The sequence below is a fragment of the Butyrivibrio sp. X503 genome, from assembly GCF_003625475.1.
Taxonomy (GTDB): Bacteria; Bacillota; Clostridia; order Lachnospirales; family Lachnospiraceae; genus Butyrivibrio.
In genome coordinates, this window is record NZ_RAIQ01000001.1 from 508161 (window position 1) to 526215 (window position 18055).

Below are 18055 nucleotides of genomic sequence, written 5' to 3' on the forward strand. Positions count from 1 at the left end.
AAGTGGTATAATATCAGATGATAATTATGGATAATATATAGACAACAAATCGTAAGGGTAGAAAAAAACATGACTTTAAAGCAGCTAAATTACATAGTGACAGTTGCCGATACCGGCAGCATAACAGAAGCGGCGGGAAAACTTTTTATAGCTCAGCCGTCACTCACAGCGGCTATACAGGAGCTTGAAAGTGAATACGGGATCACTATATTTAACAGATCCAAAAAGGGAATAACTCTGACTCCGGAAGGTGATGAGTTTCTTGGCTACGCCCGCCAGATCCTGGAGCAGGCGAGCCTTATAGATGAAAGATATACGGGCAAAACTTCCAACAAGTTAAGATTCTGCATTTCTTCGCAGCACTACTCTTTTGTTGTCGAAGCTTTCGTTGCGTTGTTAAAAGAGTACGGCGGCGACAAATACGAGTTCCATATGAGAGAGACTCAGACTTTCGATATCATCGACGACGTCGCGCATCTTCGAAGCGAGATCGGCGTTCTTTATTTGAATAGCTTCAATGAGACAGTAATCAAAAAGACTCTTCGGGACAACAATCTGTCCTTCGAGCCTTTATTTAAAGCCAAACCTCACGTATTTGTCGGAAAGGATTCTCCGCTTGCGAAAAAGAAATCCATAAAGCTTGAAGATCTCGCGCCTTTCCCGAGACTGTCCTACGAGCAGGGCAACCACAACTCCTTCTACTTTTCGGAAGAGATCCTCAGCACCATGGACTGTGATAAAGAACTTGTTGTCTGCGACAGAGCCACTCTTTTTAACCTGCTCATCGGTATGAACGGTTATACGATCTGCAGCGGAATCATAAATGATAAGCTCAACGGTCCCAATATCGTCGCCAGACCTCTTAAAGTTGACGATTACATGGAAGTCGGATATATTCTTCCTAACGGTATCAAACCGACAACACTTACGAATGAATATATTAAATTGCTAAAAGGAATTACTGCACAGGAAAAGAAAAAAAAGTGAGAAAACGCCCGGCATTATATCAATTAAATATATTACTTATGATCATGTACGCTATATGCATACCGCTACTCATTATCAGCGTTATGTCATTTTTAAAGATACAAGCTAAATGGATATCCGATAACAGCAACAATATCACTAAATACGAAGCCACTGTTACAAGATGTCACAAAGATGGTCCCAGGAGAATGTATTATGAGATATCTCTTGAATTATCAAACGGCGACCATATAGTAATTCAAGACGAACATGAAAAAGAAGGTACTATACCTATCTATGTAATCATTATTAACGATAAGAAATATTACGCTTTCGACAAACAAAGTTTATATACTACCGTATATCATCTTCGCTATTGTTTTTGGTGTTTTTTTGAGGCATGCCTTTTGGTCGTACCTATGATAATATATGGTTGGCTCAGAGGAAACTATGGTTATCCTATAACAAACAAAAAATACAACAATACTCTCAAATAAGGCAGAAAAAAATATGGAAATCAAACAGGTTAAAGTAGATAACAGAATAGACGAATTTATCAACAACGAATTTTCAGGCTACGCTACGCAGTGCGAAGTAGCGCTTAACTATGAGGAATTTTGCTTTGCGGCGGAAGATGAAGGAGAAATAATAGGTGTGATCACGGGACGCGCATACTACAACGAGGTTCACATCGGCGATCTTATCGTCGGCAAGAACTGCAGAAAGAGCGGAGTCGGAAGCAAGCTTGTTCGTGCCGTAGAAGATAATTACAAAGGGAAAGGCTATGAAAAAATAGCACTTACGACTTTCGGTTTTCAGGCACCCGGTTTTTATAAGAAACTTGGATATGAACTTGAATTTGTCCGCGAAGATAAAGATCCCAAGCTCAGCAAGTATTTTTATATAAAGAAAATTTAAAATAAAAGTTCCGGTCACAATTATGATATTCATAAAAGTGATCGGAACTTTTTAAAACTCAAGTTAAACGCATTCTTTATCCAATTCTTTTTTCTTTTTCAAAATTCCAATATCCACATGCGCAGGATAGGCATTTTTGTATTTATATATACTCAGTATTATTCCAAGAAAGGCATAAGATGTGCTCAATCTGTTGTATGAAAGGAACGGGAAGAAAGATCCGAAATACGGTGACAGGATTCCAAATCCTACACATATATTGACAACAGCATATAACGCAAGCCACATCATGCATCCGCTTCCCATTACCTGGCCCAACTGATTCTTGGACTTACATGAAGATATAATTCCCAAAAATATCAGGCCCGCTACAGCTATAACCACAGCCAATACCACGGCTATACCCAAAGTAGCTCCTATCCCCGTCAGTATATACTCGTGAGTGATCCATCGTATTTGTCCCAATAAGTTCTTGGTTGAAACATTCACTTTCCCGCCAAGTCTACTGACAGAACCACTTCCAATCAGAACAAGACCACTGTTTATTTCTTTAATCCTATTCATTTCCGTATTCGGAATAAAAAAGCTGCGTATTCGTTCCATATGTCCATATTCAAGCATTCTGTTTTTATACAAAAGGCCTGTAATAGCCACCGGAATTACTGTAAACAAAGACCATGCGGATGCAATAGCAGGAATCTTTGGAACTTTTATCCATTCTTTTTTTATTGCGACAGTAAGCTCTATGAGCATGCAAAATGCCATAACCACTGTGCTGGAATGTTCCCACCCGATTCCTGTTTTATAAGACATACATACGGCTGTTGCAAATATCCAAAGAAGCGACTTAACTAAAGCTCCTGTCTTTTGCCCCTTATACTTATATAGTATCCCCGCAAAAAGTGGGATCATTAAAACAATAAGCGATGACGCATATCCATACATCCGAGCACACAGTAAATGAAAAAAGCCTGCTTCTCCCATGCCCGGAACCCCGTTAATAGCTCGCATAGTAAAATATGCATAGCTTGATACAAAATTAGCTCCCAATAATACTGTCGCCACGAGCTTAGAGTACTTCGCGATCGTTGTATAATCTACAAGATAAAGAAGTAACATCACAACAATTCCCTCTATTGTATAAACGGCAAACAATGTACCTTCTGATACCAATCGGCCTCCGGAAATAGATATTTTGTAGCCTGTTATTACTTCATTGCTCATATAGATATGTACTATTATTGCTATTATAGCTATAACAACAGCCGCTATTATCACTCCCCATGCAATCTGCGGTCTATGAACCCTGTCAAGAGAGACACCTGCTTCAACGGGATCTCCCATGTCTTCAACAGCTCTTTTCTCCGCAGCCTCAGGCTCCATTCCTTCGGAAATATTAGCTTTGATCTGATCTTCCATATGTGACCTGATCTCATCGGCTATCATCTTGTGAGCTTTTGTAAATCTCACCTGCTCCAGTAACTTATTGATGTAATTTTCCATAGTCAAACTCCTACTGTCAGCACATTCGCGATCGCTCCCGAATATACATTCCACTCTTCCTTTTTGCGTTTCAAAAGTTTCTTTCCCTCCTTGGTAATACTGTAATACTTCCTTGTCTTACCAAGATATTCCTGCTCATAAACTTTGAGCATCCCCTTATCCTCAAGGCCGTGAAGCAAAGGATACAGAGTTCCCGCCTTGAGTTCAAACACGTTCTCCGATCTCTTTCTCAGAGTATCTATCATTTCATATCCATACATATCTTTTTCAGAAAGTAATTTTAAAATAAGCATTGTCATACTTCCCGTTAAAAGAGATTTATCAACCGCCATATTTACCTCCTTATATCGAACATCTATATATCGGTTATCTATATACTATATCGATGTCCGATATATGTCAAGAAAAAATAAGCCGGATACTTTTATGACGATCATACAAGCATCCGACTCTTTGTTTGTGTCTTATTACTGCTGTCCTTGCTTTTCAAAATAATTGTAAATTGCACTGATTCCGAAGCACAAGATTCCGCTTATAAGGAAGCTTATGGCACGTCCGATAGTGTTTTCATAAGTAATATCAATCATAATAAACTTAACAACACAGATCATAGACAGCACCAATCCGTATATTCGAAGCTCTTTTGCCCCGAAGCGCTTATTAAATCCTATAATGATGCATAGGATACCGAATGCCAAGATCGCAACACTGACAATGTAGCCTGCTGCATTATAGCTGAAAAGAGAGGCCAAAAGTATAATGCCAAACTTAATTCCTGCATACAACTTTTCGCCATTGTTTGACGCAAAATGTCTGCGCAGGTTAATGCATGCAAGCGCAACCGTAAATGCAACACTTATCCCCTGAAGGATCGGATCGTCAACGTCAAGCATATTATATAATCCCAAAAGCATTCCAAAAGAATTTATTATATTTAGTGCTATCAAAAGCGAAGAGTTGCTCACACCCTCATCATTTCTGTCGAGCTTAAGCAGCATCATTGCAGCGTTGAATAATCCAATCGGAGCGACTACAGCCATACGTCTTATATCATCATTAAAGATTGCTCTTGAATCAAGAAACGTAGGCATAAGTATTGCAATTGCGCCCAGAACATAAAAATAGTAAATACTCTTATACTCAACTCTCTTATTGACAATAATCCCTTCAAAAATAAATACTGTGAGTGCATATGCAAATAAAGCCAAACAAAATACAACGCTTCTTGCTGCAAACAATTCAAGTCCCGTCATGAGAATTGCCATTACAAAAGCCTGAATCCTAAACAGCGTATAGTTCTTCTTCGCACCATAAATTGCGATAGGAAGAAGTGCCGCAAAAAGGGCTCCTGTATTGAAGAACTCTCTGTATTCCACATAAGTGATAAACTCCGCAACACAGAACCAGGCAATTATCCAAAAGCTCGTGAAGAAGCTTGCCACTTCATCTTCCTGCTCATTTCTTCTAAGCAGAACTGCCGCCTCTGCTGTTATCGCAACAACAAAGAATACTATAAGATCGATCCATTTGGCCGTACCCAAGCACTTTCCAAGCAATAAGTATGAAGCAAAAAAGACAATTGCGCTCGTAAAAGCAAAGTATGTATTATAGGCACCCTTAATCAGCTTGTCTCCAAATAAGAAATATGCAAGATAAGCAGCGCTGATGCATACAATAACAGATGCAGCTATAGTCAGTGAAATACTAACATCAATATGCCTTCCGATTATCGTCGCAAAATAAAAAATAATTCCCAGGTTGATTGCGCTTTGTACCATTTGCTGAATTCTGTTTTTGCGGAAATTGTATTGAAAAGCCGCGCCCATTACCAAAAGGTATACAAGCAAAGGAAGCACCAGCGCTTCAACTTTCAGATCATATGCTAAAAGCGCAGAGATAATGTATCCGATGTTTCCGATAACCTGAAAAAGCTTGCTTTCCTTTTTTCCCATATATAGTACAATTCCACCCCAAACAAGAAGGAGTATATACATAACCAGATCGCTAATCGCCTTGAAATATATTCTGGTCACAAGCACCGACAGATATCCACAGCCAAGTCCGCATGCCAGAAGGGCTGTAAAGAACGTATTATCAGGTCTCTTCTTATGCTCATAGAAAGCAAAGCCCGTAAGCGCTATACTTACAACAAACATCAATCCTATCTTAAACGCATCATTAAGGTACGGAATAATAAGACTTGCAAAAAGAATAAGTGCTATAAAAATAAGGACACTTGCAAGCACACCCATGAGATGTTTACCAATCCATGACTCTGTGGAACCCTTTTTCTTCGGAACAAAGTTTGGATTAGCAGTCGCAGCTTGTTCAAGATCAGGACGCCATGCTTTCTGCGGTGCACCGGAACGTTGCCCTTGCACGGGCTGTTGTCCTTGCGCGGGCTGAAATGTAGGTTGTCCTTGCTGCTGCCCCGGAAGTGGCTGCGCAGTCCTGTAAGTCAGCGCATTGTACATCGTCTGAGGCTGCGACTGACGTGTGTACTGCGGAATATTTTGCTGTTGAACGTTCTGAAGCGGCGGCTGATTTTGCGTCTGCTGCGCCTGTTGAGTCTGTTGCGCCTGATATGGTTGCTGCATCTGCATTGGCTGTATCCCGGGCCGCGCCTGTATTTGCCGCTGCAACATAATCTGCTCCCGCTTTGCGTTCTGAACATAATTTTCAGCTCGCGACAATCCTTGCTGTATTTGGTTTACCTGATACCTGATCGTCGCAAGCTCTTTTTCCAACTCTTCAATTTGTCCCATACACTTTTCTCCCAATGTTATTATTTATTTTTCAAAAAGATCTTTTTCTTCTATCTCAGATACATATAAATAGCCGAGAGACTCACCGTTTTCATCCTCAAATCCCATTACATTGTTGCTGTATGCAATGCAAGTCGGATACACCTTATCCCCTGCTTTTGCGGACTTAGGTTCCTCTCCGCTTCCATCGTCATCAAATTCTACATCTTGTTTTAATGTAAGTTCTTTCGGATTGGTTATAGTAAGAAACTTATCTGCAGTAGTCAACCCATCGGAAACAAAGAATAAATCTGTGGCGACTTCCCATTTCTCTATAACTTCCATCTCGCTTGTGTACTGTACACTACCGGCACTTTCGTCTATCCCGTAATACTTTGATCCGGATACGCGCTCACCTTCATCAAGCGAGGTTCCGTTCCACATATAATCGGTGACTTCCCTTTTTGAAGCATCGCCTTCCAGCGAAGCAAAGATAAAATCGTACTCTTCTTTATGTACGTAATAACACTTTGCCGTCTGAAAATCCGGAGCGTTGTCTTCCGAAAGAATGTCTATGGTCTGGTCATTTACTTCCAAAGTGTAAAAATCTATTCCGAACTTATCCGAGTGTTCTTTGTTAAGAGTAATGGTATCCGGAGTACTATCACTACCGAGATCAACTTGCACAGTCTTTCCGGGTTTCAATTCATAACTAAAGAAGTCGCTGTCAGGAACTTGCTCGTCATCCGCTTCGGATGTTTCTGTTTTTGCAGAATCATCTGCAGAGCTCATCTCAGAAACCGAATCTTCCGTATTGTCCTGTGTTGTCGCTAATGTACTTTCTTCCGAGATATCATTTCCCTGCTCATTACCAAAGCTACATGCAGCAAGCGTAGTTGCTGCCATTATAAGCGCAGGTATCAATAACGTTTTCTTTTTCATTATCCATTTCTCCTTCTATCAAATAAGCGTTTTGTAATTCTATTGTAACATGTTTTAACAAAATGTTGCATTATTTTTTACAGAATGCTACAATCTATATGCTTATTCTTTATTATTATTAGTATTCGGAGGAACGAAAAATGGCAAAAGTTGGAACAGAAATGATGAATCAGATGCTTAACCCGCTTCTTCAGCCGGGTGAGACTTATCAGGCTGCTGCTTATGCAGTTATGCCCCCTCAGTACCCTATCTTAATGTACTTTGGTGCTATCGGAGCTCTTCTTGGAGGATCACCTCGCCCTTGCTACATTGGTCTTACAGGCGATAAGCTCAACTATGCAGTATTCGGCGGACTCAAGAACGACAAGCTCATGGAGACAGGTTCTATCAACCTTAGTGAGATCACAAAGGTTAAGATCAGCAATGGACTCGGAATTAAAGTTGCTGCCCTTAAATTAGGCAAGAAGAGACAGCAGTTCTCTATTAAGAAAAAGCTTAAGAACATTCCCGATCAGGAGAGAAGCTTACAGGTTATTCTCGACAGACTCACATCTCTTTCAGAGTCACTTAAGCAGAGCGCTTGATCAACAATATTATATCTTGCAAAAAAGTCGGGCTGCTTTAGTTTATCAGAACTAAGGCAGCCTTCATTAAATAAAGAAAGATACTCTATCATGCCTATTATTATATTAATTTTGGGATTGTTCATATATCTCATTTACGAGATAGTCCATTACTGTAAGATCAAATCAAATATTATAAGCAGAAATGAAGTCAAAAAAGCTGCCGAGAAACAGGCCAGAAATCTCAAGATTAACGACCCGATAATATCTTGCGATTACTGCGGAGCAAAAATCGACACCAAGATTCACAAGGTATGCCCACAGTGCGGCGGTGCCTATGACAAAGATATTGAATGGACTTCCAAATTCAATGTAAAAAGTGAGTTCATAGATGAGCAGACTAAAGAGATCATAGATCAAAGAGAGTTTAAAGCTCAGAAAGAAGCACAAGCTGCCTTAAAAAAAATCAAAAAGACTATTATAGCTCTTGTTGTGATCAATGCCTTTATAATCGGATTAGGAACTTTTATTGCAATCTCTAATTATTCTTCACGCTATAGAAGCTCTGAAACGATAGAAAAAAAATTTGAAAGATTCACTAAGGCTGACTACTCCATAGAAGGTGACGGTATCATCTGCGATACCGATGATTTCAAGCTTGCTCTGACAGGTATTTATACAGAAAATAGATACCATGCTGATTCATCATATTATGGCGAATATGTACTTGAATTTGACATAGAGAACCGTACTGATGAAGATGTCCGTGTAAGTCTTTATTGTTGCGGAAACAGTGGTCTCTCTGAGGGTAATCAGCTTATCTTTTATGACACTTTCAAAAAGAACAGTCACGTCGTTATATTTGATAATATATATTTCTCCGAAGGCGATTCCGATCAGATCAGTGAACTGATCTTCAATGAACTGGAAGTGCGTAGCAATAAAGATTATGATACTGTTTTCAAGTTAAACGATCCTGTAACTATCAAGACTACATCTGATTTCAGATACGCCCCGCAAACCGAAGACTCAAATCTCATATTTTCAAATGATAAAATCGACATCTTTAGTGTCTATGAAAATAATGATTATGAACCGGGGTATGTTTTTACATTAATTAACAAGACAGATAAAAGCTTTATTATTACTTCGAACGACTTCATAATAGATGGCGAAGAAATATCTCCTTATATTAGAGATGATAACATAATTCCGACAGACTACTTCTTCATAACAGACCCTTTATATCCCGGCGGAAAAAAATATGACAACTTCAAAGACCGCAATGTAAAGATTAACTTCAGCTTTGAATGCAAGCAGGACCCATCCTTGAACTTTGCGACAGGATATATTGATCTAAACAAATGATGTGAATTATAGAAAAAAAGAAGCCGGTTACGCTTATGAATTTCATAAACGTAACCGGCATTTTTATTTCTATTTATCCTACTATTTCCTTCATCTCTTCAAGCTTTGATTCCATATCTTCTATCAGTTTAAACTGATTCCTTGCGCGTTCTAAGTTGTGCGTGTCGTGAGAGGTCTTGAAGTAAACATCTCCTTCAAGGTAATCGGCAAGAAACCTTATTCCGCACTCATATGTCATCAAAATGCATGAAAATGCCAAAAGCTCTTTTTCTGTATCTGTAAGTATATCTCCTACTTCCGAAAGGAAACCTTCCGTAAATGCCTTGAAAATCTTAAGGTCAAAAGAAACCTTGGAAAGATCGGTCTCATCCTCAAGCGCTGTATTTGAACCAAAGCGGTTGCTGTCACCGAAATCGTAAAGCACAGAACCGGGCATTACCGTATCAAGGTCGATGATACATACGCTCTTTCCCGTATCGGGATCGATAAGTATGTTGTTCAGCTTGGTGTCGTTGTGAGTTACCCTAAACGGAATCTCTTTTGTACCAAGCTTATCGGTTACAACGTCGCAGTACTTTTCTCTTTCTAGTGCAAAAGAAATTGCATCTTTCGCAGACTCAGCTCTGTCCTTAACGTCTGAATCAATCGCCTTCTTAAGTGCATCGAACCTCATCCTCGTGTTGTGGAAATTCGGTATGATCTCAAAAAGCTTCTTCGCATCAAAGTCTGCGAGTTGCTTTTGGAAATGTCCGAAAGCCGCTCCGACATTTCTTGATACCGTTTCATCCGCCGCACTCTGATAGGTTATCGTATCTTCGATGAATTTATAGATACGCCAGCAGCCGTGTTCGCTGTCTTCATAGTACAGCTTTCCGTCAACAGTAGGAATGATAGTCAGCGTATTTCTGGCCGGATCTCCGCCTTCCTCTTTTATCTTATCCTTCAGATAATCGGTAACAAGGCAGATGTTTTCCATAAGCTCTTTTGCATCAAAAATCTGTGTGTTGATCCGCTGCAGAATGTATCGAATAGGGGCTTCATTATCTCTTTTGAAATATACGGCGTAGGTATCATTGATATGACCGCAGCCATAGACTTCACTGTAAATGAAGTCCCCTTCCAATTTGAAATTATTAACTATTCCAAGTACATCGATACTCATAACTTTAATTACTTTCCTTCGGTCTTAAAGTACTCATCGAGCTGCTTCTGAACTTCTTCAAGATACTTGTCCATACCTGCGTCTTTGAGTTCCTGAGCGATCTTGTCGTGAGCCTCATCATATGAAACATAACCGCAGATAACGGGCTGGATTTCTTTGTTCCAGATTTCGCCGAGAGCTGTCTGCTCATTCTTTACATTGGTATTGTCAAAATAGAATGCCATAACATCTGAAGGAATCGCACCGTCATCCCACTTCTGATAACTCTCGATGAACTCTTCGGGAACGTCTGATGTGAACTTCTGGTAATTAACGTTACGGAACATCCACTCATAGAAGTATCCTTCAAATGCGGGATCCTTAAGCTCAATTCTGTCACCGTTCATTGTGTAGTTCTCACCCTCGGGTCCATAGAGTGCAAACATGTAGTTATCCTGGCTTGTGTAGATCCAGTTTACAAACTTGATGGCACCGATAGGATTGTTAGCCGAATAAGGTACGCAGAGAACCTCACCGCCGCAAGAGATAAGATACTTGGGCTCTTCAGGCTTAAGAAGATAGCTCTTAAGAGTTGCTTCGGGTGCATTTGCACGAACCGCGCTGATGATCTCATTCTCTTTTCCGAGAGATCCTTCTACCCAAATATATGTACCCTGCTGCATACGGCTGTCACGCTCGTTGTAGTTGGTTGTAAGCTCGTCTCTGTAGATACCCTTTTCATACATGCTTCTGTTAAAGTCAGCAACCTTTTTGAAGGTCTCTGTCTCAAAGAAGTTCATAGCCTTCTTGGAATCTTCGCCATATACAACCGTGTCACCTGCTGAGCACCATGTGAGCTGCTCATCCTGGAAATATCTTGTAAGAGGCTTGTAGATAATGTCTGCAGGTCCGCTGAGCTCGGGATGAGCTTCTTTGACCTTCTCTGCATACTCTGCAAGATCATCTGCTGTCTTGATATCTGTCATTCCTACTTCATCCATAAGATCCTGTCTTACGCATACAAGCTGGAACATAGCAGAACTCGGTGCATAAGCTGAAGGAATACCGTACTGGATTCCGCCAACCTTACCACCTGAAAGCTGTGAATCGGGTAATACCTTCTTCATATCCTGGCCATACTCCTCGATAAGCTTATCAAGAGGCTGGCACTGTTTCTTATTTACCATGATACCGATATCAACAAGTCCGTCCCAGTAAAGATCGATGCCTTCACCTGCTGCAAGCATGATATCTTTCTGCTCCCAGTACTGATCCCATCCCTTGTAAACGATCTCAACTTCTTCGCCGATCTCTTCTTTTAACCTGGGATTAAGTTCGTTCTTAATGAAGTTTGCCATTGCATCCGTCTCTTCTCCGGGATACAGGATGCGAACTTTTCCGTTATCCTCGGGAGTCTTGCCGGAAGCCACCTTTGATCCGCCGCAGCCCGTCAGCACGAGCGTTGCCGCCAGCAAAGTAGCCATTGCTTTCATAAGCCTTTTTTTCATATTAACCCTCCTTATAATTAAAGAAACATCTTTAACTTACTCTTTAACGGCACCTGCCATGATTCCATCCACGAAATACTTCTGTATGAACGGGTAAAGGAATATGATAGGTCCGATAGTCACGATAGTTACCGCCATCTTTACCGTCTCTGCGGGAAGCTGAATATTCGCTGCCGCGCCTGCGGGAATTCGTCCCGAACTGATGGCATTTACGTTGGACAAAATGTTGTAAAGATAGTACTGCAAAGGGAAGTAGTCCCTGTTATCCACAAACATAAGAGCATTCCACCAGTCGTTCCAGTAGCAGAGCGCATACATCATTCCGACAGTCATCATGCCCGTCTTGGTAAGCGGAAGCGCTATCTTGTGCCATATCGTAAAGTATCCGGCTCCGTCAATCCTTGCAGATTCATAAAGCGAAAACGGAACCTGCGAAAAATATGTTCTTAAAAGGAACATGTTGAACATATTCAGTATCAACGGGAATATAAGTGCTCTAAAGTTATTGGAGAACCCATACCAGTTAACACAGATGTAGTACCACGGAATAAGTCCTGCTGAAAAGATAATCGTGAAGTTGCAGAAAAACGATATTGCATTTCTGTACTTAAGGTTCTTTATGGACAATGCAAAAGAACACATGCTTGTCACTATCATCGCAAGGAACGTTCCGGCAACGGTCACGAAGATCGTCACTCCATAGGATCTTAGTATCCTCATACCACTGTGTGCAAAAAGATACAGATACGTGTTCAACGTAAATTCTCTTGGGAATATTGAGTATCCCTTTTGTACTACCGCCGTATTGTTGGAAAATGAAACCGACAATACCATGAGGAGCGGAATAAAACATATCAGCGCGATAAATCCCACAAATATATATGAGAACGCTATTACCGCTTTATCCGCGGCGGAGGTTTTTACTTTCATCGTTGCTCTTTTTTCCATCAGAACAGTCCCTCCCCCTCATTTATTTTTTTAGCGAAATGGTTGGATATCGTAATGAGTATCAGTCCCATTACGGATTGGAAAAGACCTATCGCTGTGGTATAGGAAAATCCAAGCGTTCTCATCGATGAGTAAACATAAGTATCGATGACTGCAACCTCATCATAAAGAAGTGAGTTGTTTCCGACTATACCGTAGATCATTCCGAAATCTCCGAAGAAGATCCTACCTATCGACATAAGCATGAGCACTACAACCGTTGGCTTAAGGAGCGGAAGTGTGATATACATTATCTGCATAAACTTATTGGCTCCGTCAACCTGTGCAGCCTCATAAAGCGTCTTATCAAAGTTAGTCATCGCTGCCATGTATATGATCGAGTTATATCCGCACCACTTCCAAACATCTGCGATGATTATGATCGGCTTCCAGTACTTTGGCTCGGCGTACCACCTTATGATCTCGTCACCTCTTGCCGCGATCCACTGGTTGATTATTCCGGTACTTGTTGAGAAGAACGCGTAAATTATCGCGCCTACAACAACCCATGAAAGGAAGTACGGAAAAAACATGATGCTCTGAGATATCTTTTTATAAAATTTGTTCTGTACGTCATTAAAACAGATAGCGATCGTGATCGGAATGATCGTTCCAAGCACAAGTCCCCAAGCATTGATGATAAGCGTGTTGGCTATAACCTTGGGACCCATTCCCGTTCCCGAGAAGAAGTATTTAAAGTTTTGAAGTCCCACAAAACGGCTTCCGAAAATTCCGTCGATTATGTTGTAGTCGGTAAATGCCATCCACAGTCCGCCGTACGGAATATAGCAGAACATTATGAGATAGATTATCGCGGGAACGCACATAAGGTACAGTTGCCAGTGTCTTTTAAATTCAGCTTTCATGACGTTCCTCCTTTCCATCCCATTCTTGCATAAAGCTCATCCTGCTCTTTCAGATCTTCGTCTGTTATATAGATTGGTCTGTTGTAATCTTTGTTTAGTTCTTCAGGGAAATAAACCATTCCCGTATCGATGAATATTTTGCCGTCCTTAAGGCACTGTGCCAGCTTTCTTTGCAGTGAACTCTCCTGCGGCACCTCTTCGATAAGTAGCTTTGCATCTCCGAACAATTCATAGTAAGTTGATTCTCCGTTCCAGCCACCCGTGTAGTTAAAGAACTGTCTCTGTACCCTGACTATATTACTGTCATCAGGAAGAAGTGTTGAGAGCCTTCCGTCATACAACCAGCTTGAAGACCAGAATCCCTTAAAAGGAATCTCGGGATAATACCTCTCAAAAAACTTCCATGCGAGAGTCATTGAATTTCTTACTCTCTGCGGAGTGTAGCCGTCTCCCGAAGGGATATGGAAGCCTATCATCCAGTCATCTCTTTCAAGTATCTTTTTATATTTTTCTTTGCTTAAGATAATGGTTTTTGTCGTTATAGTTCCGCAAGGAGAAATGCGATTTCCGATTATCTCGGTTTCTGTTTCCTTAAATGTCGTTGTAAAGGCCGTTTTTCTTTTTTCAGAAAACCTTCCGAAGTAATACCCGTTCTTTTCGCCGTTTGGATCCGCAAGCTCCTCGTCTTCGGGGATGAGCTGACCCATATCGTCTACATTAAGACCGTCCATCGCAATTCCAATAACCTCTCCGTCTTCGCTTCTATAGAAGTAATACGGATCGTCGAACTTACACGGAACAAATAAGAATCTGTCAAAAAGATATATCGAAAGTGAAAAGAAATTGAGTTTCCATGGGATATCAAGTATGCGAAGCGTCTCTTTCTTTTGATATCTTTCCATTATCTCATCAAGCATGCGATATGGAATCTGCTCGTAAAGCTCCTTGGGGATCATTCTGTTTTCAAGGTCGATCCTCGCATATGCGATACAGGATAAGAGCATGAAGAATTCCAATGTCTCGCCGAGTTCTCCCAAAGCTGCTCCGTTTAGATTGTTGTCGCAGTCAATGAAGTATTCGTATCGTCTTATGTCGCACTGTGTCCAAACGAGGAACTTAATATAATCACATATTTTTTCATCATCGGTTATTTGTCTGAGATATCCGTGAAGTCTTTTACTCTGATCGTCTGTAAGTGAATAACGAACAAGAATATCATCCAATTCTTTTTCACCTACGACGTGGCCCTCTCCGTTCCACTTCTCATAAGCTCCTGCAAACTTATCCGGCATATTGACCGGTTTTATATATTCACAAACAGAATTAAAACTTAATTTTCCCATTTTGTACTTCTTACTCCAAAACTTTTTTCTTTTTATAAGCTCTTTTATCTGAGCTCTTTCATCTCAACGATCCTGTGCTCGACTCTTGCCTTCTCTGCGGCGATTGCCATGACGTGGCTCTCTATAGATCTTTCTATCGCTGAGAGATTCTCAACATCATCTCCTTGTATCATATCGAGGAACTGCTCCATAAGACCGGCATCCCCTCCGCCGTGGAAGCCCTCTCTCACATCGGGATTTAAGGTCTTTACTTCAGGTTCCTGCTGCCAGTTGGATGTAAAACAAATAATCTCTATCTCATTCTTTTCATCATCGCCTCGTATCTCACCGTTTTCGCACATAACCTTAATAGTTCTGCACATGCGGTTTGTAAAGCCGCTAAGATTAAACGAAGCATGAATTCCGTTTTCAAATTCAAATATTGCAACCTGATGATCGCAAACATTGTTGTCGCACTTATATACACATCTTCCGTATGGTCCTTCCTCAATTGCTTTGATCAGGCTCTCCTCGCTCTGATCAACGGAAAGAACCGTCGCAGGCCAGTTACCCGCAATCGGAAGATAGACTTTTCTTGCGTCAAATCTGCAATCCATAATTCCGCATTTGGAGCATCTCTCTGCACTGCCTTCAGGTGCATGAGCTTTATTAAAATATGTCAGCTCACCGAAGGATGAAACGCTCTTAGCTTTGCTGTTACACAGCCATGTCAAAAGATCCATATCATGGCATGACTTCTGCATAATAAGCGAACTTGTGATATCGCTGTTTCTCCAATTACCTCTTACAAAAGAATGAGCAATATGGAAATTACCGATATTCTCGTTATGCTGAATGTTTATGACTTTTCCGAGTTCTCCGGAATCTATTATCTTCTTGAGCGTAGCCCAGAAACCTGTGTATCTGAGCACATGGCAGACCATTATGCGACACTTGTTCTTAAGGGCAAGGTCCCTTATTCCGATACACTCATCAAGATCTGGAGAAATCGGCTTTTCAAGAAGTATGTCGTATCCAAGCTCAAGCGCACCCATTGTATGCTCATAGTGCTGCCTGTCCATGGTCGCAATAATAAGCGCATCACATACCTTCCCCAGCTTGTAAAAATCCGCGGGGTCCGTAAATACATGCGCATCATCCAATCCATATTTTTCCTTGGCTTCTCTTCTGCGGTTCTCATCAGGCTCAACCAAAAAAGTTATCTTGGCCCTCTTATGCTCAAAAGCATAGTCCGCATATATCCTGCCTCTTTGTCCCGCTCCTATAAGAGCAAGCTCCAATTTCTTGTCTGAAATCCCCATACCGTTTACCTTTTGTTACCTTGTGTTTCCTACTTTGTTACCTCGATTATATCATCGAGATCAAAAATGATAAATGTGAGAAATATACACTTTTTGATGGCTATTTTTGTACACAATAACAACTTGCCAATCAATTGACACTATGTTAAAACTCTCCTATAATTCAAAGTAGTTAGACTTTGTTTACTAAACAAGAGGTGACTGTTTATGAGCAATATTAGAGATGTTGCCAAAGAAGCGGGCGTTTCGACTGCTACCGTATCCCGCGTTATAAACCATGACACAATGGGTAGAATGACTGAGGAGACCAAAGAAAGAGTTTGGGCTGCAATAGCTAAGCTTGGTTATAAAGCCCCTGCCGGAAGCGTAAAAAAGAAAAGCCAGGGTACTTCCGTATCCGATGATTCTCCGCAGCAGATTGGCTGTGTTATCAGCACGGATAAGGATAAATACAGCGATCCCTACTTCCTTAGCATTCTTTCCGCTATAGAAGAGCAGGCAAGGCGAAACGGCTGTAGTGTCCCTTTCGTTGTTACCTCCAAAGAGATTGAGGATACTCCTATCGTTGATACCTTCTTTTCAGGTAAACTCGACGGTATCATTCTCATGAACACTTTGAGCAATGATATATATTCTTCTATTAAGAAAAAAGTTCCGGCGATTGTCGGAATAGACACGGCACACACAGACATAGACAATATTATCTACGATCACTATGCAGCCGCTTCTATGGCTGTTGATACCCTTTATAAAAAAGGCTATAAGAAGATCGGATTTCTCGGTGCTTCTCCTTCTGGTCTTGCATTCGAAGACAGCAAGCGTTTCAGAGGATATTTAAGTTCCATGTATGCTCACAAGCTTACGATTGATCCTCGCACGACAGTTGATTGCAAATGGCAGGAGGATGCATGTTTTAAGGCAATTAAAAAAATGCATAAGGGTGGATATCTCCCCGATGCATTTGTGGTTGCAAGCGATCTTATGGCGATGGCGGTATTACGCGCGCTTTATGATCTTGATATCAAGGTTCCGGACAAAGTGGCCGTTATGGGTATTTCAAACATTGAAATGTCTCGTTTCTCAAATCCGCCGCTTTCAACGATCGGTATTCACACAGCACAGATGGGTACGCTCGCTTTCGACACCTTGAAGCAGCGCATGGAAGGCTACGACATGCTTCCTCGCACGATCGCACTTCCGCTGGAGATTGTGCTCAGAGCGTCTACCAATGATTAGGTAATGCGGTAATTGCTCGATACAATTCTTCCATGGTATTTACGACTGCAATGGCACCTTTGGCTTTCATCTCTTCGAGGTCTCCGAAGCCCCAGGTTACTGCAATGCAAGGAATATTAAATTCTGCAGCACCTGTGACATCATATGTAGTATCACCTATCATAACAGTATCGGATAGCTCATCTTTGTCTTCAAGAGAAATCTTATCCAAAAGATATCTGATAACATCCTCTTTTTTCTCACGTTTAGCGTCATAGGTTGCCCCGGCAACTTCTTTGAAATATTTAGTCATATCGAAGTGGTCGAGTACTTCCAGAGAAGTCTTCTCAGGCTTGGATGTTGCGACATATAGGTTATAACCCTCGTCGTTTAACTTCTGCAAAAGTTCTATCATGCCCGGATATGGTTTGTTTTCAAACTTTCCTATCGTATTGTAACGCTCTCTGTATATCTCAACCGCGTCTCTGGAGTTTTCTTCTTTTACCCCGCATCTTACAAAACTGTCGCCAAGCGGAGGTCCGATAAAAGTTGGAAGAAGCTCATCCGCCGGAGGCGTTAATCCCATCTTTTCGTAGGTATAAAGAACGCTTTTAATTATTCCTTCCGATGAATCTGTAAGTGTTCCGTCCAAGTCAAATAAAATATTCTTGTATCCCATCTCAGGTCCTT

16 protein-coding genes are annotated in these 18055 nt (G+C 41.1%); 5 read left to right on the forward strand and 11 right to left on the reverse strand.

Annotated features, from left to right (window positions below; translation table 11 throughout):
* Positions 1-69: 69 nt before the first annotated feature.
* Positions 70-987 (forward strand): LysR family transcriptional regulator, encoded by a 918-nt coding sequence (locus D6853_RS02285; RefSeq protein WP_120656182.1) that lies wholly within the window; start codon positions 70-72, stop codon positions 985-987.
* Positions 988-1476: 489 nt separating this feature from the next.
* Positions 1477-1884, forward strand: a complete 408-nt coding sequence (locus D6853_RS02295) for a GNAT family N-acetyltransferase (protein ID WP_120656184.1) — start codon at positions 1477-1479, stop codon at positions 1882-1884.
* A 63-nt stretch (positions 1885-1947) separates the two neighbouring features.
* Here D6853_RS02295 and D6853_RS02300 read toward each other — a convergent pair whose 3' ends face one another.
* The 4 genes from D6853_RS02300 to D6853_RS02315 form a co-directional block, all read right to left on the reverse strand.
* Positions 1948-3387 (reverse strand): permease prefix domain 1-containing protein, encoded by a 1440-nt coding sequence (locus tag D6853_RS02300; protein WP_120656185.1) that lies wholly within the window; start codon positions 3385-3387, stop codon positions 1948-1950.
* A gap of 2 nt (positions 3388-3389) precedes the next feature.
* On the reverse strand, positions 3390-3719 hold the full coding sequence (locus tag D6853_RS02305; RefSeq protein ID WP_120656186.1) for a PadR family transcriptional regulator: 330 nt from the start codon (positions 3717-3719) through the stop codon (positions 3390-3392).
* Positions 3720-3854: 135 nt separating this feature from the next.
* Positions 3855-6152, reverse strand: coding sequence for a DUF2339 domain-containing protein (locus D6853_RS02310; protein WP_120656187.1), 2298 nt, complete (start codon positions 6150-6152; stop codon positions 3855-3857).
* 24 nt (positions 6153-6176) lie between these two features.
* Positions 6177-7073, reverse strand: coding sequence for a hypothetical protein (locus tag D6853_RS02315; protein WP_120656188.1), 897 nt, complete (start codon positions 7071-7073; stop codon positions 6177-6179).
* Between the two features lie 140 nt (positions 7074-7213).
* Here D6853_RS02315 and D6853_RS02320 point away from each other — a divergent pair, with 140 nt between their 5' ends.
* Together D6853_RS02320 and D6853_RS02325 are read left to right on the forward strand one after the other, a co-directional pair.
* Positions 7214-7657 carry a hypothetical protein gene (locus D6853_RS02320; protein WP_120656189.1) on the forward strand — a complete coding sequence of 148 codons (444 nt, stop codon included), beginning with the start codon at positions 7214-7216 and terminating at the stop codon, positions 7655-7657.
* 90 nt (positions 7658-7747) lie between these two features.
* Positions 7748-9004 (forward strand): hypothetical protein, encoded by a 1257-nt coding sequence (locus tag D6853_RS02325; protein WP_120656190.1) that lies wholly within the window; start codon positions 7748-7750, stop codon positions 9002-9004.
* Positions 9005-9077: 73 nt separating this feature from the next.
* Here the strand turns inward: D6853_RS02325 and D6853_RS02330 are convergent, their stop codons facing one another.
* From D6853_RS02330 to D6853_RS02355, 6 genes are read right to left on the reverse strand one after another with little or no spacing between them, the layout of a single operon-like run.
* Entirely contained in the window at positions 9078-10166 is a 1089-nt protein-coding gene (locus D6853_RS02330) for a phosphotransferase enzyme family protein (RefSeq protein ID WP_305781699.1), read from the reverse strand.
* Positions 10167-10174: 8 nt separating this feature from the next.
* Positions 10175-11653 (reverse strand): ABC transporter substrate-binding protein, encoded by a 1479-nt coding sequence (locus D6853_RS02335; RefSeq protein WP_120656192.1) that lies wholly within the window; start codon positions 11651-11653, stop codon positions 10175-10177.
* 36 nt (positions 11654-11689) lie between these two features.
* The gene (locus D6853_RS02340) at positions 11690-12601 is read right to left on the reverse strand and encodes a carbohydrate ABC transporter permease (RefSeq protein WP_242948141.1); all 912 of its coding nucleotides are present in this window, start codon (positions 12599-12601) and stop codon (positions 11690-11692) included.
* A complete protein-coding gene (locus tag D6853_RS02345; protein ID WP_243108270.1) occupies positions 12601-13506 on the reverse strand; it encodes an ABC transporter permease in 906 nt (301 codons plus the stop codon). The genes D6853_RS02340 and D6853_RS02345 overlap by 1 nt, the downstream gene beginning before the upstream one ends.
* Positions 13503-14849 (reverse strand): hypothetical protein, encoded by a 1347-nt coding sequence (locus D6853_RS02350; RefSeq protein WP_120656194.1) that lies wholly within the window; start codon positions 14847-14849, stop codon positions 13503-13505. The genes D6853_RS02345 and D6853_RS02350 overlap by 4 nt, the downstream gene beginning before the upstream one ends.
* Positions 14850-14893: 44 nt before the next feature.
* Positions 14894-16150, reverse strand: coding sequence for a Gfo/Idh/MocA family protein (locus tag D6853_RS02355; RefSeq protein WP_199712989.1), 1257 nt, complete (start codon positions 16148-16150; stop codon positions 14894-14896).
* A gap of 207 nt (positions 16151-16357) precedes the next feature.
* Here D6853_RS02355 and D6853_RS02360 point away from each other — a divergent pair, with 207 nt between their 5' ends.
* Positions 16358-17386 carry a LacI family DNA-binding transcriptional regulator gene (locus D6853_RS02360; RefSeq protein ID WP_120656195.1) on the forward strand — a complete coding sequence of 343 codons (1029 nt, stop codon included), beginning with the start codon at positions 16358-16360 and terminating at the stop codon, positions 17384-17386.
* Here the strand turns inward: D6853_RS02360 and D6853_RS02365 are convergent.
* Complete coding sequence (locus D6853_RS02365) at positions 17373-18044, reverse strand: HAD-IA family hydrolase (protein ID WP_207667202.1); 672 nt, start codon at positions 18042-18044, stop codon at positions 17373-17375. The two genes, D6853_RS02360 and D6853_RS02365, sit on opposite strands and share 14 nt — an antisense overlap.
* Between the last annotated feature and the right edge of the window lie 11 nt (positions 18045-18055).

What these genes read in the sequence shown, in the direction of transcription:
- D6853_RS02340 (WP_242948141.1), bottom strand. Translation starts at nt 12,601, where the DNA reads ATGGAAAAAAGAGCAACGATGAAAGTAAAAACCTCCGCCGCGGATAAA.
- D6853_RS02360 (WP_120656195.1), top strand. Translation starts at nt 16,358, where the DNA reads ATGAGCAATATTAGAGATGTTGCCAAAGAAGCGGGCGTTTCGACTGCT.
- D6853_RS02320 (WP_120656189.1), top strand. Translation starts at nt 7,214, where the DNA reads ATGGCAAAAGTTGGAACAGAAATGATGAATCAGATGCTTAACCCGCTT.
- D6853_RS02300 (WP_120656185.1), bottom strand. Translation starts at nt 3,387, where the DNA reads ATGGAAAATTACATCAATAAGTTACTGGAGCAGGTGAGATTTACAAAA.
- D6853_RS02310 (WP_120656187.1), bottom strand. Translation starts at nt 6,152, where the DNA reads ATGGGACAAATTGAAGAGTTGGAAAAAGAGCTTGCGACGATCAGGTAT.
- D6853_RS02315 (WP_120656188.1), bottom strand. Translation starts at nt 7,073, where the DNA reads ATGAAAAAGAAAACGTTATTGATACCTGCGCTTATAATGGCAGCAACT.
- D6853_RS02295 (WP_120656184.1), top strand. Translation starts at nt 1,477, where the DNA reads ATGGAAATCAAACAGGTTAAAGTAGATAACAGAATAGACGAATTTATC.
- D6853_RS02330 (WP_305781699.1), bottom strand. Translation starts at nt 10,166, where the DNA reads ATGAGTATCGATGTACTTGGAATAGTTAATAATTTCAAATTGGAAGGG.
- D6853_RS02355 (WP_199712989.1), bottom strand. Translation starts at nt 16,150, where the DNA reads ATGGGGATTTCAGACAAGAAATTGGAGCTTGCTCTTATAGGAGCGGGA.
- D6853_RS02305 (WP_120656186.1), bottom strand. Translation starts at nt 3,719, where the DNA reads ATGGCGGTTGATAAATCTCTTTTAACGGGAAGTATGACAATGCTTATT.
- D6853_RS02325 (WP_120656190.1), top strand. Translation starts at nt 7,748, where the DNA reads ATGCCTATTATTATATTAATTTTGGGATTGTTCATATATCTCATTTAC.
- D6853_RS02345 (WP_243108270.1), bottom strand. Translation starts at nt 13,506, where the DNA reads ATGAAAGCTGAATTTAAAAGACACTGGCAACTGTACCTTATGTGCGTT.
- D6853_RS02335 (WP_120656192.1), bottom strand. Translation starts at nt 11,653, where the DNA reads ATGAAAAAAAGGCTTATGAAAGCAATGGCTACTTTGCTGGCGGCAACG.
- D6853_RS02285 (WP_120656182.1), top strand. Translation starts at nt 70, where the DNA reads ATGACTTTAAAGCAGCTAAATTACATAGTGACAGTTGCCGATACCGGC.
- D6853_RS02350 (WP_120656194.1), bottom strand. Translation starts at nt 14,849, where the DNA reads ATGGGAAAATTAAGTTTTAATTCTGTTTGTGAATATATAAAACCGGTC.
- D6853_RS02365 (WP_207667202.1), bottom strand. Translation starts at nt 18,044, where the DNA reads ATGGGATACAAGAATATTTTATTTGACTTGGACGGAACACTTACAGAT.